Origin of the sequence: Rhizorhapis sp. (genome assembly GCF_035276005.1) — a bacterium.
Taxonomy (GTDB): Bacteria; Pseudomonadota; Alphaproteobacteria; order Sphingomonadales; family Sphingomonadaceae; genus Rhizorhapis.
In genome coordinates, this window is the sequence record NZ_DATEMB010000059.1 from 61,383 (window position 1) to 87,357 (window position 25,975).

At 60.9% G+C, this 25,975-nt stretch carries 21 protein-coding genes; 11 read left to right on the top strand and 10 right to left on the bottom strand.

What is annotated here, in order from left to right:
* Position 1 precedes the first annotated feature (1 nt).
* Positions 2 to 841: a 2,3,4,5-tetrahydropyridine-2,6-dicarboxylate N-succinyltransferase gene (gene dapD, locus VJS46_RS13275; protein ID WP_324060588.1), complete on the top strand. Its 840-nt coding sequence runs from the start codon at positions 2 to 4 to the stop codon at positions 839 to 841.
* 144 nt (positions 842 to 985) lie between these two features.
* Here dapD and VJS46_RS13280 read toward each other — a convergent pair whose 3' ends face one another.
* A complete protein-coding gene (locus VJS46_RS13280) occupies positions 986 to 1,726 on the bottom strand; it encodes a Crp/Fnr family transcriptional regulator (RefSeq protein ID WP_324060541.1) in 741 nt (246 codons plus the stop codon).
* Positions 1,727 to 2,251: 525 nt separating this feature from the next.
* Here VJS46_RS13280 and VJS46_RS13285 point away from each other — a divergent pair.
* From VJS46_RS13285 to nadC, 4 genes are all read left to right on the top strand, one after another.
* Positions 2,252 to 2,416, top strand: coding sequence for a hypothetical protein (locus VJS46_RS13285; protein ID WP_324060542.1), 165 nt, complete (start codon positions 2,252 to 2,254; stop codon positions 2,414 to 2,416).
* Between the two features lie 495 nt (positions 2,417 to 2,911).
* Positions 2,912 to 3,778 (top strand): MBL fold metallo-hydrolase, encoded by an 867-nt coding sequence (locus tag VJS46_RS13290; protein WP_324060543.1) that lies wholly within the window; start codon positions 2,912 to 2,914, stop codon positions 3,776 to 3,778.
* Positions 3,779 to 3,827: 49 nt separating this feature from the next.
* Positions 3,828 to 4,832 carry a quinolinate synthase NadA gene (gene nadA / locus VJS46_RS13295; protein ID WP_324060589.1) on the top strand — a complete coding sequence of 335 codons (1,005 nt, stop codon included), beginning with the start codon at positions 3,828 to 3,830 and terminating at the stop codon, positions 4,830 to 4,832.
* A gap of 73 nt (positions 4,833 to 4,905) precedes the next feature.
* Positions 4,906 to 5,751, top strand: coding sequence for a carboxylating nicotinate-nucleotide diphosphorylase (gene nadC / locus VJS46_RS13300; RefSeq protein ID WP_324060544.1), 846 nt, complete (start codon positions 4,906 to 4,908; stop codon positions 5,749 to 5,751).
* Here nadC and VJS46_RS13305 read toward each other — a convergent pair.
* From VJS46_RS13305 to VJS46_RS13320, 4 genes are read right to left on the bottom strand one after another with little or no spacing between them, the layout of a single operon-like run.
* Positions 5,738 to 6,160: a DUF4112 domain-containing protein gene (locus VJS46_RS13305; protein ID WP_324060590.1), complete on the bottom strand. Its 423-nt coding sequence runs from the start codon at positions 6,158 to 6,160 to the stop codon at positions 5,738 to 5,740. The two genes, nadC and VJS46_RS13305, sit on opposite strands and share 14 nt — an antisense overlap.
* Before the next feature lie 21 nt (positions 6,161 to 6,181).
* On the bottom strand, positions 6,182 to 7,660 hold the full coding sequence (locus VJS46_RS13310; RefSeq protein ID WP_324060545.1) for an ABC transporter substrate-binding protein: 1,479 nt from the start codon (positions 7,658 to 7,660) through the stop codon (positions 6,182 to 6,184).
* Positions 7,660 to 9,216 carry a peptide ABC transporter substrate-binding protein gene (locus VJS46_RS13315; RefSeq protein ID WP_324060546.1) on the bottom strand — a complete coding sequence of 519 codons (1,557 nt, stop codon included), beginning with the start codon at positions 9,214 to 9,216 and terminating at the stop codon, positions 7,660 to 7,662. Before VJS46_RS13315 ends, VJS46_RS13310 begins: the two co-directional genes overlap by 1 nt.
* Before the next feature lie 32 nt (positions 9,217 to 9,248).
* Positions 9,249 to 11,051 (bottom strand): hypothetical protein, encoded by a 1,803-nt coding sequence (locus VJS46_RS13320; protein WP_324060547.1) that lies wholly within the window; start codon positions 11,049 to 11,051, stop codon positions 9,249 to 9,251.
* Between the two features lie 177 nt (positions 11,052 to 11,228).
* Between VJS46_RS13320 and VJS46_RS13325 the strand changes: the two genes are divergently transcribed.
* The 5 genes from VJS46_RS13325 to VJS46_RS13345 all read left to right on the top strand — a co-directional run bounded on the left by VJS46_RS13325 (position 11,229) and on the right by VJS46_RS13345 (position 18,020).
* The gene (locus VJS46_RS13325; RefSeq protein ID WP_324060548.1) at positions 11,229 to 11,411 is read left to right on the top strand and encodes a hypothetical protein; all 183 of its coding nucleotides are present in this window, start codon (positions 11,229 to 11,231) and stop codon (positions 11,409 to 11,411) included.
* Between the two features lie 281 nt (positions 11,412 to 11,692).
* Complete coding sequence (locus VJS46_RS13330; RefSeq protein ID WP_324060591.1) at positions 11,693 to 13,501, top strand: ABC transporter ATP-binding protein/permease; 1,809 nt, start codon at positions 11,693 to 11,695, stop codon at positions 13,499 to 13,501.
* A 160-nt stretch (positions 13,502 to 13,661) separates the two neighbouring features.
* Entirely contained in the window at positions 13,662 to 15,428 is a 1,767-nt protein-coding gene (recQ, locus tag VJS46_RS13335) for a DNA helicase RecQ (protein ID WP_324060549.1), read from the top strand.
* 62 nt (positions 15,429 to 15,490) lie between these two features.
* A complete protein-coding gene (locus tag VJS46_RS13340; RefSeq protein WP_324060550.1) occupies positions 15,491 to 15,919 on the top strand; it encodes a TIGR01244 family sulfur transferase in 429 nt (142 codons plus the stop codon).
* Positions 15,920 to 16,031: 112 nt separating this feature from the next.
* Positions 16,032 to 18,020, top strand: coding sequence for a TonB-dependent receptor plug domain-containing protein (locus VJS46_RS13345; protein ID WP_324060592.1), 1,989 nt, complete (start codon positions 16,032 to 16,034; stop codon positions 18,018 to 18,020).
* Positions 18,021 to 18,309: 289 nt separating this feature from the next.
* Here the strand turns inward: VJS46_RS13345 and glnA are convergent, their stop codons facing one another.
* The 3 genes from glnA to map form a co-directional block, all read right to left on the bottom strand.
* Complete coding sequence (gene glnA, locus VJS46_RS13350) at positions 18,310 to 19,722, bottom strand: type I glutamate--ammonia ligase (RefSeq protein WP_324060551.1); 1,413 nt, start codon at positions 19,720 to 19,722, stop codon at positions 18,310 to 18,312.
* An 88-nt stretch (positions 19,723 to 19,810) separates the two neighbouring features.
* The gene (locus VJS46_RS13355) at positions 19,811 to 20,149 is read right to left on the bottom strand and encodes a P-II family nitrogen regulator (RefSeq protein ID WP_184475046.1); all 339 of its coding nucleotides are present in this window, start codon (positions 20,147 to 20,149) and stop codon (positions 19,811 to 19,813) included.
* Between the two features lie 368 nt (positions 20,150 to 20,517).
* Positions 20,518 to 21,342 (bottom strand): type I methionyl aminopeptidase, encoded by an 825-nt coding sequence (gene map / locus VJS46_RS13360; protein ID WP_324060552.1) that lies wholly within the window; start codon positions 21,340 to 21,342, stop codon positions 20,518 to 20,520.
* A gap of 78 nt (positions 21,343 to 21,420) precedes the next feature.
* Here map and VJS46_RS13365 point away from each other — a divergent pair, with 78 nt between their 5' ends.
* Entirely contained in the window at positions 21,421 to 22,179 is a 759-nt protein-coding gene (locus VJS46_RS13365; protein WP_324060553.1) for a competence/damage-inducible protein A, read from the top strand.
* 8 nt (positions 22,180 to 22,187) lie between these two features.
* Here VJS46_RS13365 and VJS46_RS13370 read toward each other — a convergent pair whose 3' ends face one another.
* Positions 22,188 to 24,197 (bottom strand): acyltransferase family protein, encoded by a 2,010-nt coding sequence (locus VJS46_RS13370; RefSeq protein ID WP_324060554.1) that lies wholly within the window; start codon positions 24,195 to 24,197, stop codon positions 22,188 to 22,190.
* 141 nt (positions 24,198 to 24,338) lie between these two features.
* Entirely contained in the window at positions 24,339 to 25,961 is a 1,623-nt protein-coding gene (locus VJS46_RS13375; protein WP_324060555.1) for an NAD(P)/FAD-dependent oxidoreductase, read from the bottom strand.
* Positions 25,962 to 25,975 lie beyond the last annotated feature (14 nt).

Below are 25,975 nucleotides of genomic sequence, written 5' to 3' on the forward strand. Positions count from 1 at the left end.
GATGAACGAAACGCTGATCTCTACCATTGAAGCCGCATGGGAAAATCGGGCTGAGCTCGGCTTTTCCACCGAAGGGGCCGTGCGCGAGGCGGTGGCCGAGGCGCTGAACCTGCTCGACCTTGGAGAAGCACGCGTTGCAGAACCGGACGGCGAAGGCTGGAAGGTCAATCAGTGGCTGAAAAAAGCGGTACTGCTGTCATTCCGTCTCAACGACAATGCGCTGATTCCTGGCGGGCCCGGTGGCTCCCATTGGTGGGATAAGGTGCCTTCAAAGTTTCAGGGCTGGGGTGAGACGCAGTTCCGGGCGGCTGGTTTCCGGGCAGTTCCCGGTGCGATTGCCCGCCATGGTTCGCATATTGCCAAAAATGTCGTCCTGATGCCCAGCTTCGTCAATATCGGCGCCTTTGTCGACGAAGGAACTATGGTCGACACCTGGGTGACGGTGGGAAGCTGCGCACAGATCGGCAAGAATGTGCATCTGTCGGGCGGCGTCGGGATTGGCGGCGTGCTGGAGCCGCTTCAGGCCGATCCGGTCATCATTGAGGATGACTGCTTCATCGGCGCGCGTTCCGAAGTGGTGGAGGGCGTACGGATCGGACGCGGTTCGGTTCTCTCCATGGGCGTTTTCATCACCTCAACCACAAAGGTCGTGGACCGCAATAGCGGCGAGATATTTGTCGGACAGGTGCCGCCATATTCGGTGGTTGTGCCGGGAAGCCTGCCCGGGAAGCCGCTGCCTGACGGAACGCCGGGGCCGCACCTTGCCTGCGCGGTCATCGTGAAGCGCGCGGACGCACAAACGCGGTCGAAAACAGCGATCAATGATTTGCTGCGGGATTGAGATTTTGCGTCAGGGCCTGATGGTTTTTCCTTGACCCGTTCGACCCAGGCGAAGTCGAGACAAGGTGCCAAGCCAATGTCCATCGACTTCGCTCGGGACGAGCGGGTCAATTTAACGTCATCAAACTCTGAGATCTGGCCAGCCTCAATTCATCCGGCTCTTGGCGAGCGGCATGCCTAGCAGCCGCTCATATTCCTGTTCGGCGACACCATAGAGCCCGTCGGTATAATTTATGAGCGCGTTCAGGTCGGTGATGGTTACCGCCCCGCGCGTGGCGCGAATAAGGCCTGCGCCCTCCAGATTGTGAAGAGCCACCGTAACGCCGGCGCGCCGGACGCCCAGCATCGTGCTCAAAAATTCGTGCGTGAGCGGCAATGAATCGCCATCTCCGCGGTCATGCGCCATGGCGAGCCAGCGTGCCAGCCGCTGCTCCACATGCGCCTTGCCCGTCGCCAATGCGGTCTGGGATGCTTGGATCAAGAAGGCCTGGACGAACCGGCTGAAGCGTTGGCGAATGGCTGGACTCTTTTCCATCACCATTTGAAAATCGGCGCAATCGATGCTGAGCGATGTCGCAGGAAGCTGTATGACCGCCGTATTGGGCGAATATTCCGCGCTCAGGATACATGGCATTCCCGACATGCCTTCCCGCCCGACGATCCCCACTTCCACTTGCCGGTCCTGTGAGGCGGTAGCCACGATCGACAGCAGGCCGGACTCCAGAAAATGAATTTGAGTGACTGGCTGTTCGGGTGCTTCGAGTATCGTCCGAACCGGAAGTTCATGCCAACTCAGCAAAGGGCCAATCAGATTCATGTCGGCGCGAGACAAGCCAGCCAGCAATTTATTGGAAGATTTTGAAAGATCGTTGGGAGTGCCGGACATCGGCCATATTTCCTTTGGGACGTAAAAACGGATTCAATCGCCCTCAGTTCAGGACTACAAGACTTAGCATCTGCTTATAGAAACCTGGACCGGCTGCAACACAAGGTACGCTTTCGTACCGAGAGATTCTCCCTACTTTGTTATGAGAAATTACGTTTGGGAATGCAGCATTTCTGCGTAACCTCAGAAACAACTGTACGAATTCGTACGATAAAACAGTTTGAAAATGAACGCTAGTTCCAATATCTTGGATAGGTTGGCATATGGTCCATATATTACTGATGTGAATATGGATGGGGGAGCGCTTGGACGTGGGACGATGTTGTGCTTTTCGACGGGCTGCAGCCTTAATGGGGCAGCCTGACAAGCGCCGCCAATCCCGACCTGACATTGAACAGGAAGTGCTTTGCCCAGTGGCTTGATGTGGCCGGGGCATATCGTTGCCCTGCTGACCGACGCCCGGAATTCGCTGCAAGTGAAGCGAGAGATGTGCGGCCTGGCGAGGGGATCGAAGGAAAAGCTGTGATGCTAAGTCAAAATGATGTGGAATATTTCACCCGACGCCTGGAAAGCGAACGACGGATGGCCAGTGAGGCGATGGATGGGGCGGCGCGTCGGCTGCATATAAGACTGGCAAGCGAATATGCCCGGCGCACACGAAAAGCCGGAAGCTACAAGGTCATTTCATAATCAGCCCCTCGGGGTTTAGATCAAGAGTTCAAGGCGCGCGTGCAGGCTTTTGCGACCCAGCAGGCCGCGTGCCAGACTGCCGACGCCCCCAGCCCGAGGTTGGGGGCGGGCTCTTTTTTATCGCGCTTCGGCTGCCCGCTTTCCTTTGATCAAATGCCGGCCAGCACTGTGCCCCAGTGCGGCAATCTTCCCTCCCGCTACCGTGACGAACCGGCTTGGCGGAGACGGGAAAGGCGGCGGTGGAGGCCGGAAAGTCCGGGGTGGGGGCCGGGCAATGGGGTCTAGGCATTGCTGTCGTCCGGCCCCCGTTTGAAGCGAAACGCTCAGGGACGTTCCCAGTCTTGCACCGGCCATGCCAAATTTTGCGAAGCGGCTTTCAAGGCCGATCAGCGTGGTGAAGGCCGGTTAACCAATAACGGTTCCTGTCAATTCCGCCGACAGCCTATGCGCTACAGGCCTCTTGTTTCTGGCGCGGAAAGTGGCACATGGGGCGGCATGGATGTGAAAGAATTTCCGACGGGCGAACTGATGCGGTTGTCGCCTCTGGTTGCACGGGTGCTGGCGCCCAATCCGTCGCCCTTCACCTATACCGGAACACAAACCTATGTGGTGGGCGAGAGCGATCTGGCGGTGATTGATCCAGGTCCCGATGATGCCGAGCACCTCGCCGCGTTGATGCGTGTGATCGGCGGGCGGCCGGTTCGTGCGATCATGTCGACGCATACGCACCGTGACCATAGCCCCGGCAGCCGGCCCCTTTCCGAAGCGACCGGCGCTCCCATCATCGGCTGCGCTCCGCTGGCGCTGCAAGACGACGGCCCCCGTGCCGATGCGGCTTTCGATGAGGGCTATGCCCCCCATCGGGTGCTGCTTGAGGGCGATCATGTTCAGGGAGAGGGTTGGACGCTGCAGGCGGTCGCCACCCCCGGCCACACGTCCAATCATCTCTGTTTCGCGCTGCTGGAAGAAAAGGTGCTGTTCACGGGTGATCATGTCATGGGCTGGTCGACCAGCGTCATCTCTCCCCCGGACGGCGATATGGCGGCCTATATGGCGAGCATGCAGAAGCTGCTCGGCCGGGATGACCTGATCTATTATCCCGCCCATGGAGAGCCGGTCGATCAACCGCAGCGCTGGGTGCGGTCGATGATGGGGCATCGCAAGCATCGCGAGGGGCAGATATTGCGGTATTTGCGTGCCCATGAGACGGCATCTATCCCGGAAATGGTCGAAAAGATGTATAAGGGCGTCGATCCGCGGCTTTATGGCGCTGCGGGCCGGTCGGTGCTGGCTCATCTGCTGGACTTGCAGGCGAGAAATCTCGTCTTCAGCGAAAATGACCGCTGGAAAATAGCTGCATAATCGCTCCGAACACCTATATCGGCGGTTGAGGAGCCAATTGGAGGACATGATGGACGCACGTGGCGGAGTGGGCGGAAGCCTTGCGGGGCTGGACCTTCGCGCCGAGATCGACCGGCTGCGCAAGGAACGGAACGCCGTCATCCTTGCCCACTATTATCAAAAGCCGGAGATTCAGGATCTGGCCGATTTCGTCGGCGACAGCCTGGACCTTTCCCGCAAGGCGCAGGCGACCGACGCCGATGTCATCGCCTTTTGCGGGGTCCGCTTCATGGCGGAAACCGCGAAAATCCTGTCACCGGAAAAGATCGTTGTGCTGCCGGACATGGATGCCGGCTGTTCGCTTGAGGACAGTTGCCCGCCCGACAAGTTCAAGGCGTTCCGGGAGGCGCATCCGGATCATATCGCGCTCAGCTACATCAATTGCTCGGCCGAGGTGAAGGCGCTGTCCGACATCATCGTTACCAGTTCGTCCGCCGAGAAGATCCTGGCGCAGATTCCAAAGGGCCAGAAGATCATCTTTGGTCCCGACAAGCATCTGGGAGGCTATCTCTCCCGCAAGATGGGGCGCGAGATGCTGCTGTGGCCGGGCGTCTGCATCGTGCATGAGGCGTTCAGCGAAACCGAGCTGCTGAAGCTGAAGGCGCAATATCCCGACGCCCCCATTGCGGCGCATCCCGAATGCCCGGCGCACATTGTCGATCATGCCGACTATGTGGGGTCGACCAGCGGTATCCTGGATTACGCAGGCAAGATCGAGGGTGACACGCTGATCGTGGCCACCGAACCGCACATCATCCACCAGATGGAAAAGGCGATGCCGCACAAGACCTTCATCGGAGCGCCGGGTGCGGACGGCAACTGCAACATCTGCCCCTATATGGCTCTCAACACGATGGAGAAGCTTTATCTGGCGCTTCGCGACCTCCAGCCGCGCATCGAGATGGACGAAGAGCTGAGGCTGGCGGCGAAGAAGAGTCTGGACCGCATGCTGGAAATGGCCAGCGGCACGGTGGGGCAGGGGGATGTCGGCAGGCCGATGGTGACGGGAGCCTAAGTTCGAATTAGTGGCCAAGCCTTCGTCCCACGACTTCGCTCGGGGCGAGAGAAGTCGAAAGGGATCCGCTGCCGTGACCTTCACACTCGATCGTTTCAACCTGCCTGCCTTCATTGCCGCTACCTTGGCGGAGGATTTGGGGGAAGCGGGCGATATCACTTCGGACGCTGTCATTCCCGCCGATGCGATCTTCACTGGAGTCATGGATAGCCGTGACGCAGTTACCGTGGCGGGGCTTCCCATTGCCGAGGCTTTTTTCCGTGTCCTCGATCCCGACGTCGAGATCGAGCTGCTGGTTCAGGATGGCGACAGCGTATCTGCGGGCACCGAACTTATGCGCCTCAAGGGGCGGGCGCGGGCGATGCTTACCGCCGAGCGATCGGCCCTTAACAGCGTCCAGCATCTGACCGGTATCGCTACCATGACGCGGCAATATGTGGACCAGATCGCCGGGACCGGCGCGACATTGCTCGATACCCGCAAGACCATTCCAGGCCTGCGCATGCTGGAGAAATATGCGACGCGGATGGGTGGCGCGACCAATCATCGCATGGGCCTTTGGGATGCAGCGATGATCAAGGACAATCATGTCGCGGTCGCTGGATCGGTCGAGGAAGCGGTGCGGCGGGCTGCCGCCGCGGGGATAGAGTGCATCATCGTGGAGGTCGACCGCGTCGACCAGATCGAACCGGCCCTCGCAGCCGGTGCCACGCATTTGCTGCTCGACAATATGGATCCAGCGACGCTCAGGAGAGCTGTGACTTTGGTGAGCGAGCGCGTTCCGACGGAAGCCTCGGGCGGGGTCCGATTGGACACTATCCGGGAAATTGCCCAAACGGGCGTTACCTATATCAGCGTCGGCCGCCTTACCCAATCGGCTCCTGCGGCTGATGTCGGGCTCGATTTCACCCCTCGATGATCACGCCCGCGGGGTGGTGCTTATCGAGGTGGCGCTTGATGATCCGCAAATTCTTGCTGTTCGATTTGAAGAACAGGTCGAATGCGTCGCCCATGAAGGGAATGGCGCCAAGCGCGGTATCCACGGCCACATTGGCGCCCATCCGGGCAAGCTGAAACTTTGACATGCCAAGGTTGCGCGCCTCCCAGATGATCCAGGCGCCCATCGCGGCGGTGGCGATGTCTCCAACCACGGGAATGAGGCCAATGATGCTGTCGAGGCCCACGCGCCGGCGAGTGCCGGGGATTGTGAACAGCCCCTCCAGCATCGCCTCCAGCGCCTCGATCCGCGCCCTTACCGAGGCGGGATCCCGCCCCATGCCCGGCATGCGGCGAGCGAGGTCGTCGAACTGGTCCTGGGAAATGCGCATCATCTGCTCCTTGTTCAGGACCTATCTGGGCTCTGCGAGCAGTTGGTTCAATGGATGCAGCCCGCGCGGGCTTGGTTGGAAAGCGCGCAGGCGCCTCGATACCAGCGACCAGCGCACCGGCGCGCCGAGCGGAATATAGCCGCCATGGCTGATCATCAAGGACTCTGCTTCGTCGAGCTTCCTCAGCACTTCCTCGATATTTTGCGCTCGCTGCGCCTCCTTGATGCGCTGGTCGGCCTCGGCGCTGCATGACAATTCATGCGCGCAGCCGATACGGCCGAGATACCAAAGGGGGCTGTCATAGGGCGCCACTTCGTCGATAAGACTGAGATCGGCTTCCTCCTCGGCGCCCACCCGGACCGACGGCACTCCGATGCGGGCGAAATCCGAGGTCAGCATGCCGAACAGCAGGTTACTGCCGGGCCCGCGGGGAAGGGCGATGCGGAGCGGTGCGATCGCCCCATGTCGGCTTTTCCATCCCGCAACGACTACACTCGCATATTGCCGCCGCTGCTCGATGCCCAGGGCGGCCCAGCGGGGTTGCAATGGCGGCCGAGGCATTGCGAGCCCCTCGGGCAGTAGCGCACCTGTCACGACCCAGCCTGCCAGCGAGAAGAGCGTGGGCAGCCTTTCACGCTCGATTGCCATGGAAAGAGCCTCCCGGTTGGCGGCTTCGGCAAGAAAGCCCTCCTTTCCATGAATGGCCATGCCGAACAGGCCCTGCACAGGATCCACGCGAATGTCCCGGCTATCGACCTCGGCAAAGTTCAGGAGCGGAAGATCGGTATAGCGGCCGCCCAGGACAAGCGCGGCCTTGCCCTCACGGAAGCGCACAATGGCTACCGCCGTCCGCTCGGCTCTGACCACCCGGTTGGCGGTACGGGCGGGCTTTTCACCGGCTTCTTCAGTATCGCCGGAGTCGGTAACTGGCGTCAGCATCCAGGCCTTTTCCCGCCTGTCGCGGCGATAGGGACCGGCTCCGCCATTCTTGCCGGTGATGCCCAGTTCGGGCTGGGCCAGTATCTGCAGGAAATTGGGGCGGGGAGCGGACAGCCGCACTTCGACGACCTCGCCGGTCATCGCCAATATTTCCTCAACGGCATCAAGGTCGCCGCGAAGCGAGGATCGATTGGCCTTCTTCACACGGGCAGAAAGGATGCGTGCAACCTCCTGAGAGGTAATCTTGTCGCCGTCGGGCCAAAGCGCATTCCGCAAACGGAAGATGTAGCTCTTGCCATCGTCCACCACGATCCAGCGTTCGGCGAGCGCTGGCTGGATTTCCCCACGGGCATCGAAGGAGACCAGACCTTGAGCGGTCGCCTCCATCATCAGCTTGGCGGCGGGACGCGGGAGCCGGTCAAGTGGATCGGCAAGGTCGGCCGGAAATCCTACGACGCTCACCACAACAGGGCCCCGGTCTTCATCTCCGGTGCAACCTGCGAGCGTCAGCGCGCCCAATAGGGCGACAACGGTCTGCCGGAGATAGGGGAAAAGCCGCATCAGATTCCCTGCTGTAACCGTAGGGTATAGCTGGGGTGTATATTGCCTGGATTGTCTCGCCAACCCGCTATTCGTGGCGAAACCAGCGAGCGGCTCACATAGAAGTAAAGCGGGAGGACGGGCGCGTCCTGTGTCAGGATTCGCTCTGCAACACGCATTTTTGTTCCGCGAAGCGCCGGGTCAGGTTCGGCCATGGCAGTGTCGAGCGCTGCGTCAAAGTCCGGGTTGGCATAGCCTGAATAATTGGCCGGCCCCGCGTCGGACCGATGTACGGCAAGGAAATTTTCGCTCGCGGGAAGGTCGGCGATCCAGCCAGATCGCGCGAGTTGGAAATCGCCCGCCCGCAAGGCCGCGAAATGGAGCGCCGCCTCGCTGTTGAGCAGGGTCGCCTCGACGCCGAGCGGCTTCCACATGGCCGAAAGCGCTACCGCGACGCGGCGGTGATCGGTATCGCTGTTGAACCGGATTTCGAAATGCAGCGGCCGTTCCGGGCCATAGCCCGCGGCCTGGAGCAGAGTTCGCGCCACCGCCAATCTTTTGCTCCGTGGCCAATCCGCCCAGAGGGGACGAAGAGGGGACAGGCCATCGAGCCCCGGCGGAATGACGCCCCAGGCGGGCGGGTTGCCGATGTTCAGCAAGGGGCCCGCGATCCATTTTCTGTCGACTGCGATACTGAGCGCTTGCCGGACCCTAACGTCGTCAAAGGGCGGCTTGCGTGTGTTGAAGGCGAAATAATAGGCGCCATAATAGGGAGCCACATGCATGGAACTGGACAGATGGCGTCTCAGCCATTCTGTGCGGCTGGCAGGAAAATCGCTTGTGGTGTCTGCCGTCCCTGAACGGAACCGGCGAAGCGCGGTCAGGCTGTCGTCAACCGGTATCCAGTCGATCATTCGCACCGCTGGCGGTCCGTCATGCCAGGCCGGATTGGCTTCAAGCGTCATGCGGTCGTTGAGGGACCAGGAAACAAGTCTATATGCGCCGCTGGTCACCATCGGGCGTTCGGCGGTCCACCGATCGCCCAATGCTCCCATGCGGTGGACCGGCAGGGCAGCCATTGCCGGGTGAGCAAGCAAGGAAGGGAGCGAGGGGAAAGGCCTGACTAGCCTGATGCGGACTTCCGAAGGACTTACCGCCTGCACGTCCTTGATCATGGCGAACAGGGCGCGATGAGGCGAGGCTGTGGCGTCCGCATTCAGCCGCCGGAAAAGCCTTGCAAAAACATTGGCGTTGATCGGTTCGCCGTCTGAAAAGCGGAGTCCTGGGCGAAGGAAAAAGCTCCATTGCAGGCCGTCTGAACTGGCTTTCCAATTCAGTGCCAGGCCGGGCACTGCCCTGCCTGAAGCATTGTGGCGGGTGAGGCCCTCGAACTGATCGGAGGCAATGCGCAAAGAGACCAGGTCGGAATATTTCTGCGGATCGAGTCCTTTCGCCTCGGCATCGGCCAAGCGCATGATCCGGTTCTTCGGCAAGCCTTGCGCGTGCTTGTCAGTGCATCCCGATCCCAGGGGAATGGAAAGGCAGAGGATCAGGAGAGCAAGGCAACGCAAGATCATTACGCCACCCTAATGGCAGCGGGAAAGCTTTGCTATTTCATTCGGGCCGTCATCAGCTTGTTTCCGTCCGGCTGATTGAGGTTGCTGATGACGCCCGCCTTCACCAGCAACTCGCCAGTTCTGCGGGCAAGATTGGGGTTGGCCAGCACCCCTTTCAATATCTCATAGGGGGTCCGGCCTACATTGGCCGGGGTCGCGGACAAATCGTTCCAATGACGCGCCGCACGTCTGCTGTCGCCATTTTGGCCATAAGCCAACGCCAATGTGATTGAATAAAGGGGCATCTGATCCGGCACTGCTGTAGGCAAGCTCAAGGCCAGACCAAGCGCTGCCCGCTTCTCTCCCCGTTCGCTCATGGCCGCGATGACCGGAACTGAAAAAAATGCCGGGAGCTGAGGGTTCATCTGACGGGCGACGACAAGATATTTTTCGTGGTCGGGATCGTTGCACTGGAACAGGATCATTCCGACACGAGCATAATATTCCGGTTCATAAGGATTGAGCTCCAGCGCCCGCAGGCCCAGATCCTTGGCCAGCAGGCAGCGTCCGTTTTTCATTGCGAGCGTTGCTGAGACCATATTGGCTTCCGGCGAATAGGGATCGAGGAGCAGCGCCTGCCTTGCCTGGATTTCCGCCCTGGCCATCAGCCTGAAAGCCTCCTGCGGACGAAATCTGGAAAGCCTGGAATTTACGATTGCGGAAGCGGCAAGGATCAACGGCGAAGCGCCATTTTCCAGGGCCAGCGTTTGGTCCAGGCATTTACGGGATTTTTGCAATATCTGCTCACTATACCACAAGCGATAGTCAGCATTTTTCAATAGACAGACATAGCCTGGCTGCATGGCCGCGGCATGATGTTGCCGTTCCTGCGCAGCGATGATGCCGAAGCTGCCGATCAGATTGGCCGCGGGCAGTCGCAGTACCTCCGCCAGGGCACCCTCCCGTCCCGCCAAGGCCAGATGGTCGGTCCAGATTCGGTCGCCAGTCCTTGCATTCCACAAGGTTAGATAAAGTTCGTCGCCATTGGGACCGGCAAGGACGCTTTGCAGACGATAGGCATAGTCTGTGGATATTTGTTGTTCAGCCTTGCCGCTTTTCGGCCGGTCCATGGAGTGGACATTAACGACCCAGGACCGGTGCAGGGCGTCTCCCAAGGCCTGGTCGACCGAGGAGGCAAGGCTGGCCGACGAATTGACGCCGCGTTCCACCGGCAGCAGCAGCATCTCAGGCGGTCTGGTAATGCTTTGCTTACCGCCGCCCAGCAATGCTTCGCCAAAGCCCCGGTAGAGTAGCAGAAGCATCAGAAGCGCCAAGGCAACCAATGCAACGAGAAATGCGGGGCGGGGATTGCGTCTGTCCGGGGCTTTGGCGGCTGTGGGCTGAGGCTGCTTCGGCTGATATGCCTGGACCGGTGGAGAGGGGGGCGGTGCGTCTTCGCCTTGCGGATGGTCGTCCGGCGCTTCAGTCTTCGCGTGGCGTTCTGCCCTTGGATAAACGGGGTGCAGATAAACCCGATAAGCGCCGTTAGGGATGATCAGGCGCTCGCCGCTGGGAAAGCCATTGCGAGCATAATGAGCGTCCAGCATCCGGCGAAGGCGGCCGATCTGCACTCTTGGATAACTGTCCGTCTGCGCATCGAAGTCGGGATCGCGGCCCAGCCCGTCCACAGCGACGCTGTAGGCCTTCAACTGGTCGCCATTTCCGGCCAGCGTCTGGTCGATCAGAAAGCGAAGCAGCCGCCGCATCACGGGGGAGCGGGAAAACTCCTCCGACTCAAAGATTCGATCCATTTCGGACGCGAACCTGAAACGATTGGCTGCGGATTCTTCGCCCATTACCTCAACTTTCCTCTCGCTGGCGCTTCAGCTCGATAGAGGCGAGAGCACTAAGTATCGGTTACATCACAATATTTTCATGTTACCCGTAAATGCCATCATTGCAATGCCGTTTGTCGCTCTGCCAGAGGCGCCCGGCTGAAGGGAAGGTCGAAGCGGCATTTCGCACCAGCGCCAATGAAAATTCGTGCTTCTGCCAGCCCTCCCTTGGCGCTCTCCGATCCGGACATTGTTGGCCGCGAAAAACCAGCGAAAATTCTTCATGTAACGGTGACATCGCGCCTGATACTCCTAAGTGCCGGGGCGAGAGAGGAAAATGTGGATCTGTTGCTGACCAGCGCCGCATCCGGAGGCAAATGATCCAGGACCCGGCAGTAATCAGCGACGAGCTACACGGGATCATATCCGTGCTGTCCTTGGCCGTGTATCTGGTCGCACGGCCGCGGTTCCGCGAGGGATAGCCCCGTGTATGTAGGCGTAGGCCAATTGCACTGCCGCTCCCCACACGGTGTGCAGGGGGCATCGTCTACGACCTTCCCTGAGCCGGGAGCAGCTTATCCCCACAGTGCTGCTGCCGGCTCAGGAGATTTGCCGCCGCCCTATGATGTGGACTTTGGCGGCCCGCGCACTAAATGGCTTTTATGCCGCCAGAACCAGCCGCCGAAGACCAGCCTGTTCCGCCAGTGTTGGCGACGCTCAGGCGATTTCTGCTTTATCTGTGGCCTGCCGATGCTCCGGCCTTGCGCCGCCGCGTTGTCATCGCGCTTCTGTTCGTACTGCTTGGCAAGGCGGCAGGGCTGGTCATGCCCTTTGCCTATAAGGGCGCGATTGACCGGATGGCCCCTGGCTTGCAACCGGCAGTGGGCCTCGCGATTGCGCTGGTGGTGGCCTATGCGGGGGCGCGCTTTGCTTCGGTCCTGTTCGACAATGTTCGCAACGTCGCTTTCGAAAGGGTTGGGCAAGAGGCGACTCGGCGCCTGACCGAGCATGTGTTCGGGCATCTGCACCAGCTTTCCTTGCGCTTTCATCTGAACCGCAAGACAGGAGCCGTCACCAAGATCATTGAACGCGGGACCAAGAGCATCGACGTGATGCTTTATTTCCTGTTGTTCAATATCGCTCCCACCGTCCTGGAGCTAGGTGCGGTCTGCGTGATCTTTTTCGCGAAATTCGGTCCGGGAATGGTGGGCGTCACGCTGTTGATGGTGGGCATCTATATCTGGTTCACCCGGGTGGTGACGGAGTGGCGCACCAAGTTGCGCAAGGACATGGTGGACCTCGATACCACTGCCTACGCCCATGCCGTGGACTCGCTGCTCAATTTTGAAACGGTTAAGTATTTCAACGCGGAAGCCCGGGAAGAGGCCCGCTTCAGCAAAGCCGTGCGCACCTATGCCGACGCGGCGGTGAAAAGCGAGAACAGCCTTGCACTGCTTAATATCGGTCAGGCGCTGATTACCAATCTGATGATGGCGGGCGCCATGGGTTATACCGTCTGGGGGTGGAGCGAAGGCAAATTCACGACCGGCGATGTGGTGCTGGTGAACACGCTGCTGGCGCAGCTTTTCCGGCCGCTCGACCTGCTGGGCATGGTGTACCGCAATATCCGCCAGGGGCTGATCGACATGGAGGCGATGTTCCAGCTTATCGATACGCGTGCCGACATCGTCGATGTGCCCAACGCTCCGCTGCTGCAGGTGGAGGCGGGCGCGGTACGGTTCGAAGATGTCCATTTCGGCTATGGCAATGACCGGAAGATTCTGCACGGGTTGGATTTCAATATCCCTGCTGGAAAGACGCTGGCGATTGTAGGGCCCTCGGGCGCCGGAAAATCCACCATCGCGCGGCTGCTCTTCAGGTTCTACGATGTGGATGCGGGCCGCATCCTGATCGATGGCCAGGATATATCGAAGGTAACGCAATCATCACTTCGGGAGCAGATCGGCATCGTTCCGCAGGATACGGTGCTGTTCAACGACACCATCGGCTACAACATCGCTTATGGCCGTGCGGATGCCGATGCGGACGAGATCGAAGCGGCCATGCGCGGAGCGGCGATTGCGGGCTTCGTCCACGCCATGCCTCAGCGGCTTGATACCCGCGTGGGTGAGCGGGGACTGAAGCTCTCCGGCGGTGAGAAGCAGCGCGTGGCCATTGCGCGCACGCTGCTCAAAAACCCGCCCATCTTGATATTGGACGAGGCCACCAGCGCCCTTGATAGCCGGACCGAGGCGGATATACAGGCGACGCTCAACGCCATAGCCAGACGGCGGACCACCATCATCATCGCCCATCGCCTGTCCACGGTCGTGGATGCCGATGAGATCATCGTGCTGGATGGCGGGCGAGTGGCCGAGCGGGGAACACATACCGGCCTGCTTGCGCGGGGCGGGCTATATTCCGCCATGTGGATGCGCCAGGCCGCCGAGCGTGAGGTGGAGGAGGCTTAGGATGCCACCCCAACCCCTCCCCTGAAGGGGAGGGGCTATGGCCACTCCCAACCAAAACTTCCCGCCTTCCCCTTCATCAGTCACTCATTCCCGGCACTGATATCCCTAGGTTCGAGTTTCCCCCTTTCCCCCATGGCGCGCCCCCTCTATCACCGCGCCGATGCCTGTCGATCCGCTGCATATTCTACACCAAGTCTTTGGTTTTTCTGCATTCCGCGGAGTCCAGGCGGACGTGGTGGAGCGAGTCCTTTCCGGCCAGCACACCTTGGCGATCATGCCGACGGGCGCGGGTAAGTCGCTTTGCTATCAGCTTCCGGCAGTGGCGCTGGAGGGCTGTTGCGTCGTTATTTCGCCCCTCATCGCGCTGATGCATGACCAGCTTCGTGCGGCGCAGGCGGTTGGGATCAGAGCCGCCAGCCTGACCTCCGTCGACACCGACTGGCGCGAGACTCAGGAGCGGCTGCGTTCAGGCCGGCTCGACATCCTTTATGTCGCGCCGGAGCGTGCTTCAGGCCAGGGCTTCCGCGATTTGCTGCGCGCGTCGCAAATCGCCATGTTCGCCATCGATGAAGCGCATTGCGTTTCCGAATGGGGACATGACTTCCGTCCGGATTACCGCATGCTCCGGCCGCTGCTGGACGATTTTCCGGCGATCCCGCGCCTTGCCTTGACGGCTACGGCCGACGCGCACACGCGGCAGGATATTCTTGTCCAGCTCGGCATTCCTGCCGCGGGCATGATCATTTCAGGCTTCGACCGGCCCAATATCCGCTATGCCGCGCATCCCCGCGCCGGGCTTTCGCGGCAGATTGCCGATCTGGTCGCCAGCAGGCCCGGACCCGGCATCATCTATGCGCAGACCCGGATGGGGACGGAAAAGATCGCGGAGGGGCTTTCCAGCATGGGCCGCGAGGTGCGGATCTATCACGCGGGCCTGTCGCCCGAGGAGCGGCGCTCCAACCAGGCCGCCTTCATCGCCAGCGAGGACATGGTGATGGTGGCGACTATCGCGTTTGGCATGGGCATCGACAAACCGGATGTCCGCTTCGTGGCCCATGCTGGTCTGCCCAAGTCGATCGAGGCCTATTATCAGGAAAGCGGCCGGGCAGGCCGGGATGGTGAGCCAGCCGAGGCTCATCTGTTCTGGGGCGCGGATGATTTCGCCAAGGCGCGGCAGCGGATATTTGAGCTCGACGAAGGGCGGCAGACCGGTGAGCGGGCGCGGATCGCTTCCCTGGGCGCGCTGGTCGAAACGGCAGGGTGCAGACGCGCTATCCTGCTTCGTCATTTCGGGGAGGCGCCGCCCCAACATTGCGGCAATTGCGACAATTGTCTCAATCCCCCTCAAGGAGTCGACGCAACGGAACTCGCCCGCAAATTTCTGTCAGCCGTCTATCGCACCGGCCAGAGCTTTGGCGCGGGCCATATCGAGGCGGTGCTGACCGGTTCGGCTAATGACAAGGTGGCGCAGCGCGGTCATGACAGGCTTTCGGTCTTCGGCATTGTGGAGGCTGGGGAGGCGGCGCTTATCAAGCCGGTTTCTCGCGCCCTGTTGCTCCGGGACGCGCTGCAGGCCAATGAGCATGGCGGGCTGGAGCTTGGTCCGAATGCGCGCCCTATCCTGAGGGGCGAACAGCCGGTTACCTTGATTCTGCCGCCTAAAAAGGACCGGCGCGGGCGGCGCGACAAGCAACCCAATCCGGTCGGCGATCCCCTGTTCGATGCACTTCGCGCCTGCAGGCGCGAGTTGGCGCTGGAGGCGGGCGTCCCGCCTTATGTGATCTTTCACGACAGTACGCTCCGGGAAATGGCTGAGCGGAAGCCCACAAGCATTTTCGAGCTGTCGCAGATTTCAGGCGTGGGTACCCGCAAGCTGGAAGCTTATGGACAGCCGTTTCTGGAGACGATTGCCGGATATTCCCGCTGAACAGGGTTGCGCCGGGCATCGCCAATGCCGATAAGGCGCGCAGGCCAGGAAAGGACGCCGCCATGCTCAAGACCCTCACGGACGAAATCTTCGTCGCGCCGCAAATCTCCATTGCGGATATAGAGACGGCCAAGGCGCTCGGCGTGACCCTGGTGGTTAATAATCGTCCGGATCACGAGTCCCCCGATCAGCCGGAGGGGATGGAGATCGAAGCCGCAGCGAGGGAAGCTGGCCTGGACTATGTGGCTATCCCGGTCACGCATGCAGGCTTTTCAGCCTGGCAATTGGATGAGATGGAAAAGGCGCTTTCGGGAGCCAGCGGCAAGGTGCTCGCCTTCTGCCGGTCGGGTACGCGCAGCACGCTCCTTTGGGCGCTCACCCGAGCAAGGGCAGGCGACAATTGCGACAAGCTGAGCGCTCTTGCCGCAAAGGCGGGTTATGACCTGACGCCGATCCGGCCGATGATGGACGCTCTTTCGGCTGGCCGTTGAGCGGTCGATTATTCCTTGGACCGTGGCTGGAATGCCGCATTTCTGGCCGCTGTCCCTATTGGGGATAGGCCAATCTTCTCTTATGGCGGCATGCACATAAAGAGAGGACATGATGAAAAAGCTGCTCCTGGGCGCCGCGGTCGCCGCCCTGTTCCCCCCAGTTGCATTTGCGCAAAGCGATCAGCCGATCATCGTTACCGGGGAGGGATTGCCGCTGCCGCCCGGAACGCCAGCCTATGGCAGCGTGGTTATTGACCGGGAGCGGCTGACGAATGATGCCAGCAACAGGATAGAGGACGTCCTGCGAGACATAGCCGGCTTTGCGCAGTTCCGCAGGAGCGATAGCCGTTCCGCCAATCCATCGGCCCAAGGCGCGACGCTGAGAGCATTGGGAGGCAATGCGTCCAGCCGGGCGCTGGTGTTGCTTGACGGCGTGCCCCAGGCCGACCCCTTTTTCGGCTATGTACCCTTCACCGCACTCGTGCCTGAACGGCTGTCGCTGATCCGGGTAACCCGGGGCGGCGGAGCGGGAGCCTTTGGCGCAGGGGCGGTGGCTGGCACAATCGAGATGGCGAGCGCCGGTAGCAACTTGCTGCCCGATATTTCGGCCAGCGCTTTTTACGGCAGCCGGGATTCTACGGAGCTTTCTGCTACGGTCACGCCGGACCTGGACGAAGGCTTTGTGTCCCTCTCCGGCCGCTGGGACAGGGGAGACGGGTTCCAGACGACCCCGGAGGATCAGCGTAACGCTTTCACCGTTCCTGCGGCCTATGATGGCTGGTCGGTGGGCCTGCGCGCCGTGACACCCATATCCGATGACCTGGAGCTGCAGGCGCGGGGCCTCATCTTCCGGGACGAGCGTACCTTGCGCTTTGCGGGCGCCGATAACAGTTCCGAAGGACAGGATGCCTCCATTCGGCTGGTGGCGAAGGGACCCTGGCAGGTTGATGCGCTGGCCTATATCCAGGCGCGGAACTTTTCCAACATCGTGATCAGTTCGACGACGTTCCGGAAAACGCTGGATCAACGCAATACGCCTTCAACGGGCTTGGGCGGCAAGATTGAGGTGAGACCCCCAGTGGGCGGGTCGCATGTGCTCCGGCTGGGCACGGACGTCCGCCTTGCGCAGGGGGACATGTACGAGGGCGCCTATAACGCCAGCACTGGCATGGTCACTGCGCGGCGTCATGCGGGGGGCGATACCAGCACGCTCGGCTTCTTCGCGGAAGACGACTGGACCGTCGGCAAGCTGGTCCTGACCGGTGGGGCGCGGGTCGACCGGTGGACCATCAGCAATGGCTTTTTCCGGCAGGCTGGAATGGTGAACATCGACAACCGCTTTGCCGATCGTGATGGATGGCGGGCGACGGGCAGGGCGGGGGTCTTGTTGAATGCCAGCGAAGCGCTGGCGTTGCGGGCGGCGGCCTATACGGGTTTTCGTCTGCCGACCCTCAATGAGCTTTATCGTCCTTTCACTGTCTTTCCGGTCATGACGCAGGCGAATGCCGCTCTGAAGCTTGAGCGGCTTAAGGGCGTGGAGGCTGGGATAGACCTGCGTCCGTTTGAGGGCCTTAGGCTAGGGGTGACCGCCTTCTACAACAAGCTGGAAGACGCCATCGTCAATGTCACCACGGGCACCAACTTGCGCCAGCGCCAGAATGTGGACGCCATTGTGGCCAAGGGAGTCGAGTTCACCGCCGAGGCAAGGCTTCAGGGCGTTTTCCTGTCCGCATCCTATGCCTATAGCCATGGCGAGGTGAAGGCGTCAGCAACGCAGGCTGCTTTGGACGGCATGGCCCCGGCACAAAGCCCGCGCCATATGGCCAGCGCAACGCTCGGGTGGAGCCCGGTTTCAGGCCCGGCGCTGTCGGCAACGCTGCGCTATGTCGGCAAGCAATATGAGGATGACTTGCAGACTGATGTTCTACCTGACGCGCTGACCGTGGATGGCGTCGCCAGCCTTCCGATTGCCCAGGGCTTGCGTCTCGTCGCGCGGGCGGAGAATATTTTCGATGAGGAAGTGGTGACCCGCAATGTGGCGGGCAGCATTGATCTTGGCACGCCAAGGACGCTGTGGCTCGGAGTGCGTTTCGAGCGGTGAGTTTTGGCGTGGGAGTGCGACGTTCCATCTGACCTAATCTCCGCCGTCCCTGCCCTTCGACTGCCCGCAGGGCGGGCGCTTAGGATAAACTGCGGCTTTCGGCCGCAGACAGGGACTCCGCTTCACTTTGAGAAGGTTAAGAAACAGCGGGTCCCCTGCCTCCGCAGGGGCGACGGTTCAGTTTTTCCTGAACGACTTGCAACGACCCGATAAGCAACGCCAATCCTCCCCTACCCAAACAAAAGGCCCGGGATCGCTCCCGGGCTTTCCTTATTCGGTCCTGAAAGGATCAGGCGCTGTAGTACATGTCGAATTCGACCGGGCTGGGGGTCATTTCCCAGCGGGCGACGTCGGCATATTTGATTTCGATATAGGCGTCGATCTGATCCTTGGTGAACACGTCACCCTTCAGCAGGAACTCATAGTCGCCTTCCAGCGCCGTCAGGGCTTCGCGCAGCGAACCGCAGACGGTGGGGACTTCGGCCAGTTCTTCCGGCGGCAGGTCGTACAGATTCTTGTCCATGGCTTCGCCGGGATGAATCTTGTTCTGGATGCCGTCGAGACCTGCCATCAGCAGCGCCGAGTAGCAGAGATAGGGGTTGGCCATCGCGTCGGGGAAGCGGAATTCGACGCGCTTCGCCTTGGCGCCAGTGCCGTAAGGAATACGGCAAGAGGCCGAACGGTTGCGGCTGGAATAGGCCAGCAGAACCGGTGCTTCATAGCCCGGCACCAGACGCTTGTAGCTGTTGGTGGTGGGGTTGGTGAAGGCGTTCAGCGCCTTGGCGTGCTTGATGACGCCGCCGATGAAGTAAAGGCAGGTGTCGGAAAGGCCCGCATAGCCATTGCCGGCGAAGAGGGGGTTGCCCTTTTCCCAGATCGAGATGTGGGTGTGCATGCCCGAGCCATTATCTTCCTTGATCGGCTTGGGCATGAAGGTCGCGGTCTTGCCATAGGCCTGGGCCACCATGTGGACGACATATTTGTAGATCTGCATGCGATCGGCGGTTTCGACCAGCGTGCCGAAGGTCAGGCCAAGTTCATGCTGGGCCGAGGCCACTTCATGGTGGTGCTTGTCGCAGGGCAGGCCCATTTCAAGCATGGTCGAAACCATCTCGCCGCGGATGTCCATGCAGCTGTCGACCGGAGCGACCGGGAAGTAGCCGCCCTTGGCGCGCGGACGGTGGCCGAGATTGCCGCCTTCGTAGGACTTGCCGGTGTTGGTCGGCAGTTCGATGTCATCAATGGCGTAGTAGCTGGTGGAATAGGTGTTTTCGAACTTCACGTCGTCGAACATGAAGAATTCGGCTTCCGGGCCCACATAGACCGTGTCGCCGATGCCGGTGGCCTTGAGGTAAGCCTCGGCGCGCTTGGCGGTCGAGCGGGGGTCGCGCGCATAAAGCTCGCCGGTGCCCGGCTCGACGATGTCGCAGAAGAGGATCAGCATCGGAGTGGCGCTGAACGGATCGACATAGGCGGCCTCCAGGTCCGGCTTCAGGATCATGTCGGATTCATTGATCGCCTTCCAGCCTTCAATTGACGAACCGTCGAACATGAAACCGTCGGTCAGTTCGTCTTCTCCGACGACGGTCGATACCATGCTGAGGTGCTGCCACTTGCCCTTGGGATCGGTGAAGCGAAGGTCGACCCACTCGATCTCCTTTTCTTCGATCATTTTCAGAATATCTTTGGGCGTATTCGCCATTTCGCTTACCTTCCTTTTTTCAAATACTTGTGATGTGGAAGAAGCGGGCCGTTGCGACCGGGCCCGCATCATTCAGTGGGCGCGATCCTCAGATCGCGTCTGAATCCCTTTCGCCCGTGCGGATGCGAAGAGCGGTTTCGACCGGAACGACGAAAATCTTGCCGTCGCCGATACGTCCTGTCTGGGCTGCGGCGGCGATCGCCTCCACTACGCGCTCGGCCAAGTCGTCCTCGACAACGACCTCCAGCTTCACCTTGGGCAGGAAGTCGACGACATATTCGGCACCGCGATACAGCTCGGTATGGCCCTTCTGCCGGCCGAACCCCTTGGCTTCGGTCACGGTGATGCCGGATACGCCCACTTCGTGCAGCGCTTCCTTTACCTCGTCCAGTTTGAACGGCTTGATGATCGCTTCAATCTTCTTCATTCTTCGACTTCTTCCCCCTGTAGCGGATCGACCGCTGCAGCCTGGCTGCAGGACGCGCATAGAGACTCGCGCGCAACCGCACGCTCTTGCACAATCAATTAGCGTGCCAATTTTCGAATCGCCAGAACGGCGTGGGAACTTTTGGAAACTTTGTGGATTCTGCCCGGTTTACGGGCACGATACAGGCATTTTGCACAAGAATTGTGCAGTCATGAGTTTTTGCAGCGGGGAGTTTGTTGCGCTGCAATGTGTAAGCGCAAACAAACGCGCGGCCTTGCCTCGACATCCCGCGCCGTCGAGTCGAGATTTCAATTACTGATACTGCAGGAACTTTGCCGCAGGGGCTTCCGTCGGGAGCCTGCGTCCCGTCAATAAGGAGGCCGGTCCAGGCCCGCCGGGCTCTTCGTGAAGATCTCGCAGCCCGTTTCCGTGATGCCGATGCTGTGTTCGAACTGGGCCGACAGCGTGCGGTCGCGCGTCACCGCTGTCCAGCCATCCTCCAGCATCTTCACTCCAGGCTTTCCGATGTTGATCATCGGTTCGATGGTGAAGAACATGCCCGGTTTCAGTTCTGGACCGATGCCGGGGCGGCCGACATGGACGACCTCGGGAGCATCATGGAAGACCCGGCCGAGGCCATGGCCGCAGAAATCGCGGACCACGCCATAACGGTATTTCTCTGCATGGCGCTGTATCGCATAGCCGATGTCTCCCATCGTGTTGCCGGGTTTGGCCTGCTCGATGCCCAGCATCAGGCATTCATAGGTGACGTCAACAAGCCGCTTGGCCTTGATGGGGGCGTCGCCGACAATGAACATGCGGCTGGTGTCACCATGCCAGCCATCGACGATCACCGTCACGTCGATATTGGCGATGTCCCCGTCCTTCAGCGGCTTGGGGCCGGGAATGCCGTGGCAGATAACATTGTTGATCGAGATGCAGCAGCTATGGGTGTAGCCGCGGTAGCCCAGCGTAGCAGGCACGCCGCCTCCGCGGAGCATATGGTCCCGCGCGATGTCATCGAGCTCTTCGGTTGTGACGCCGGGAACGACATGGGGAACGACCGCGTCCAGCACTTCGGCGGCAAGCTGTCCGGCCTTGCGCATACCTGCAAAGCCTTCAGCATCATGGAGCTTGATGGCGCCCGAGCGCGCTGCGGGGCTGTCCTTGGTGACGGTCACATATTCAGTCATGGAGTTCTTATAGGTATGCCGCGGCAGTTTTGCGAGAGGGCACTTTGCCTGCCCGCGCTGGCGCGTTAAGAGATTGCCATGACCGAGCCCCGTATCTGGACTGCCGCACTGATCGTGATTGGCGATGAAATCCTTTCGGGCCGGACCCCCGACAAGAATATCTCGCAGATTGCGCTCTGGCTGAATGTCCAGGGCATCCGCTTGAAGGAAGTGCGAGTGGTGCCCGATGATCAGGCCGCCATCGTAGAAGCGGTGAACGCCCTTCGTGCGCGCAATGATTATCTGTTCACGACTGGCGGCATCGGGCCGACCCATGACGACATTACGGTGGATGCCATTGCGGCGGCTCTTGGGGTGGGCGTTGTGGTCCATCCCCAGGCGCGGGCCGCGCTGGAGCAATATTACGCCACGCGCGGCGGTCTTAACGACCAAAGGCTTCGCATGGCGCGCGTCCCGGAAGGGGCGGACCTGATCGAAAACCGGCTTTCGGGTGCGCCGGGCATCAGGATCGGAAATATCTTCCTGATGGCTGGCGTTCCGTACATCGCCGGCGAGATGCTGGAAGCGCTCAATGGCGCTCTCGATGGCGGAAGGCCGTTGCTTTCCGAAACCGTCGGTTGCTGGGTGCCTGAAAGCGAAGTGGCCAATTTGCTGGCGGACACCGAAAAGGCGCATGAAGGCTGCCAGATCGGAAGTTATCCTTTCTTCAGGGAGGGGAGGGTAGGCGCCAACTTCGTGGTGCGTTCGACCGAGCCCGCAATTCTTCATGCCTGCATTGACGATCTTGCCCGCCGTTTGAAGGCCAGGGGCTTCGATGTCGTGCTGGGCGAGATTTGACGGCCAGCTCAGGAAGACACGAGCGGCCTGTTGGAACGCTGAACCGGTCCTGACAGCAATGGACCGATGACCCCTGCAACGAGCTCGGAACCCTCATTGGTGAGGTGATCATCGTCGCGGAACAGGATTTTTCCATTCGCGATGGTGCGGCAAAGCGTCCCTTGGCAGAAGGAGCTTCTTGGCAGAACCACCTCTATCCCCCGATGCCGTTTCGCGATCGCCTTGAGCGTTCCATCGGCAATCGAACCCCAGCGGACGTCTCGCGTCTGCTGAGTGGCGCAGGCATTGGGATCGCCCTCCAGCTTATAAGCCCTGGCAAAGCATGTGGCTGGCCAGATGTCGAACTCAGGGGTCGAGCCCACCAGGATGATGTGGGTTTGGGCCGGGACATGCTGCCGAATGGCCGCGAGCAGTCTTTCAGCCGCCCTGGAGAGCGCTGCCGCGCCGAGAGCTTCCTGCTGTTCGGGGTCCGGTGAGGCCTGCTTGGCAAGGCCCGCCAGCTCTGAAGACCAGCGGATGCTGAGGACGATGGCGCGGAGTTGAGGCTGACGCCCAGCCTCTTCCAGCGCGGCTCGGTGGAATGCCGCGCACGGCCGGTCAAGGGCAGGAACCTCATCATAACCGAGGATGAGCGGACTGCATCCGGAGACGGTAGCCTGACGCACATTGAATCCCTGCGTCCTCGCCTGGTGGGCGAGACCGGGCATCAAATGGTCGCCATGGGAGTCGCCCCATAGCAGGACCTCATAGCCCTTGGCACCAACGGAACCCGCAGAGCATTGCTCGACCGGCCCCAGATCGGCGGTGCCCAGATTATTGTGACAGCGCGCGCGATAAGGATTGATGCTTGCCATTGCCGCCTGAGCCACCTTGACCTTTGGCGAGGCCAGTTCCGCAAAGCCTCTTGTCGCATAGGCGGTGGCGCCTGCACTGGCGAACAGCCCGAGTGTCATGCCGCTGGCGGCAAGCACCGCACGGCGGCTGATCCTGCTTTGCCCCTGCTGACGGAATGGCCGCTCCACAAAGCGCAGGGAAAAGGCTGCGAGAGCAAAGGCCGCGCTCACCGCCAATGCCGCCTCGGCCGGATGCAGCGGCCGGTTGAGCGCAATCTGCGAGAGGACCAGCGCGGGCCAATGCCAGAGGTAGAAGCCATAGGAAATGAGGCCCGTGAACAGGACTGGACGCCAGGAGAGCAGCTTTCCTGCCCAAGTAAGACCTCCCTTGCCCGCATGGATGAGCATCATTGTGCCAAGACAGGGCGGGACGGCGCTGAGCCCCGGAAAGGGCGTTGAAGGAGAGTAGAGGAACATTGGAACGAGAATGAGGGCAATGCCGGCCCATGCTGTGGCTTCCCGCTGCCGATCGGAGCGCAATGGCGGTACTGCGCCAATGGCAAGCAGGGCGCCAAAACCCAGTTCCCAGGCGCGATAGGGCAGGAGGTAGAAAGCCTGCGTCGGCGCCATGCGGACCATCGCTTCGGCGGCAAGAAGCGAACCAATGACCGCGAGCCACACAAATCCACGCAGTGTTCTTTCCCGCCCCAAGGCCACCAGCGCCGCGATGATGAGTGGCCACAGGATGTAGAATTGTTCCTCCACAGCGAGCGACCAGGTGTGGAGCAGGGGCTTGTCATGCGCTGGCTGATCGAAATAGCCGCCTTCCCGCCAGAACAGGATATTCGATCCAAAGAGCGCGACGGCAATCAGGCTTTGGCCATATTGCTCAAGCTCGGTCGGGGGAAGGATCAGCACCGCCCCGATGGTCGTGAGAACCAGCATGAAGAGGAGCGCAGGCAATATCCGCCTGAACCGCCGCTCATAGAAGCCCGCGATGGAGAACTTCCCTGCCAAGGCGTCCGACGCAATGATGGAGGTGATCAGGAAGCCCGAAATGACAAAGAATATGTCGACCCCGATAAAACCGCCGGGCAGCAGCGTGGGGAAGGCGTGATACAGCACCACGCCGCCCACGGCGATCGCGCGCAGACCATCTATGTCGGAACGATATTTCGGCGCCATGGCCCCTGCCGCTTGCCCCTGATCCTGTTAGATTTGGAGCGAAAGTTTCCGGCCTTTCGGGACAGTTCGCAAGCTGTAGCAACGTCCCTTCGCCTTGCTATTGAGGCTATTGGACCTGAACTTCCGGACAGGGCTGCCTGGCTATCGGGCCATGATACTGGCCGCCACGGCCTCGGCCACCTTGATGCCGTCAATCGCAGCGGAGAGGATGCCCCCCGCATATCCCGCCCCTTCGCCTGCAGGGAACAGGCGTTCCACATTCAGGCTTTGAAAATCCTTGCCTCGAGTGATGCGGAGAGGAGAGGAGGTGCGGGTTTCCACTCCGGTCATGACTGCGTCGGGATGGTCATAGTTGGTAATCTGGCGACCGAAGACGGGCAGCGCCTCCCGCATTGCCTCCACCGCGAAAGCCGGGAGGCATTGTGAAAGATCAGTCATCGTCACGCCCGGCTTGTAGGACGGTATCACCTCGCCAAGTCCGGCGGATGGACGGCCAGCAAGGAAATCTCCGACCTTCTGTCCCGGCGCCCAATAGGATGACCCGCCCGCGACAAAGGCTTGCGATTCCCAATGCCGCTGGAAGGCGATCCCAGCGAGCGGACCATCGGGATAGTCCCGCGCTGGATCTATGGCGACGACCAGGCCGGAATTGGCGTTGAACTCGGCGCGGGAATATTGGCTCATGCCATTGGTGACAACGCGGCCGGGTTCAGACGTCGCAGCTACGACCCGGCCCCCTGGGCACATGCAGAAGCTGTAGACGGTGCGGCCGTTGGAGCAGTGATGCGCCAGGCTGTAGGCAGCGGCGCCGAGATCGGGATGCCCGGCGCATTTGCCGTAACGGGCGCGGTCGATCCAGGATTGGGGATGCTCTATGCGCACGCCGATGGAGAAGGGCTTGGGCTCCAGATAGACGCCCCGGCGGTGCAACATCTCAAAAGTCGGCCGCGCGCTGTGGCCGATGGCAAGGACGACATGATCGGCCTCAAGGAAGCTGCCGTCATTGAGGTGAAGGCCGCGCAGGCGATGCTTTCCGTCCGGCCGCATCTCAAGCTCCAGATCGTCGACCCGGTGCTGCCAGCGATATTCGCCGCCCAGTTCCTCGATCGAGCGGCGCATGCTTTCGACCATGGAGACAAGGCGGAAGGTGCCGATATGGGGATGCGCCTCCCATAATATGTCGTCCGGGGCACCAGCCTTCACAAATTCGTGCAGAACCTTGCGGCCAAGGAAGCGGGGGTCCTTGGTCCGGCAATAGAGCTTGCCGTCGGAGAAGGTGCCCGCGCCGCCTTCACCGAACTGGACGTTGGAATCGGGGCTGAACTCGGCGCGCCGCCAGAGGCCCCAGGTGTCCTTGGTCCGTTCCCGCACCACTTTGCCGCGGTCGAGGATGATCGGCCGGAATCCCATTTGCGCCAGGATCAGGCCAGCAAACAGGCCACAGGGCCCCGCACCAACAACCACGGGACGAAGGCCGGTCCAATTGGCAGGCGCTTTGGTGGGGAACCGGTACTCCATATCCGGCGTGGGGCGGACATCGGAATCCTTGGCAAAGCGCGCGAGCACTGCTGCCTCGCCGGCCAATTCCAGATCGAGGGTATAGACAAGCTGGATGGCGCTTTTACGCCGCGCATCATTGCCCCTGCGAAAGACCTCGTAACGGATCAGCGCATCAGGTTCGATGCCCAGACGGGCGCAGATGGCGGCCGGCATGTCTTCCGGCGCATGATCGAGGGGCAGTTTCAGTCCGGACAAGCGCAGCATCGCTCGCCCATTAG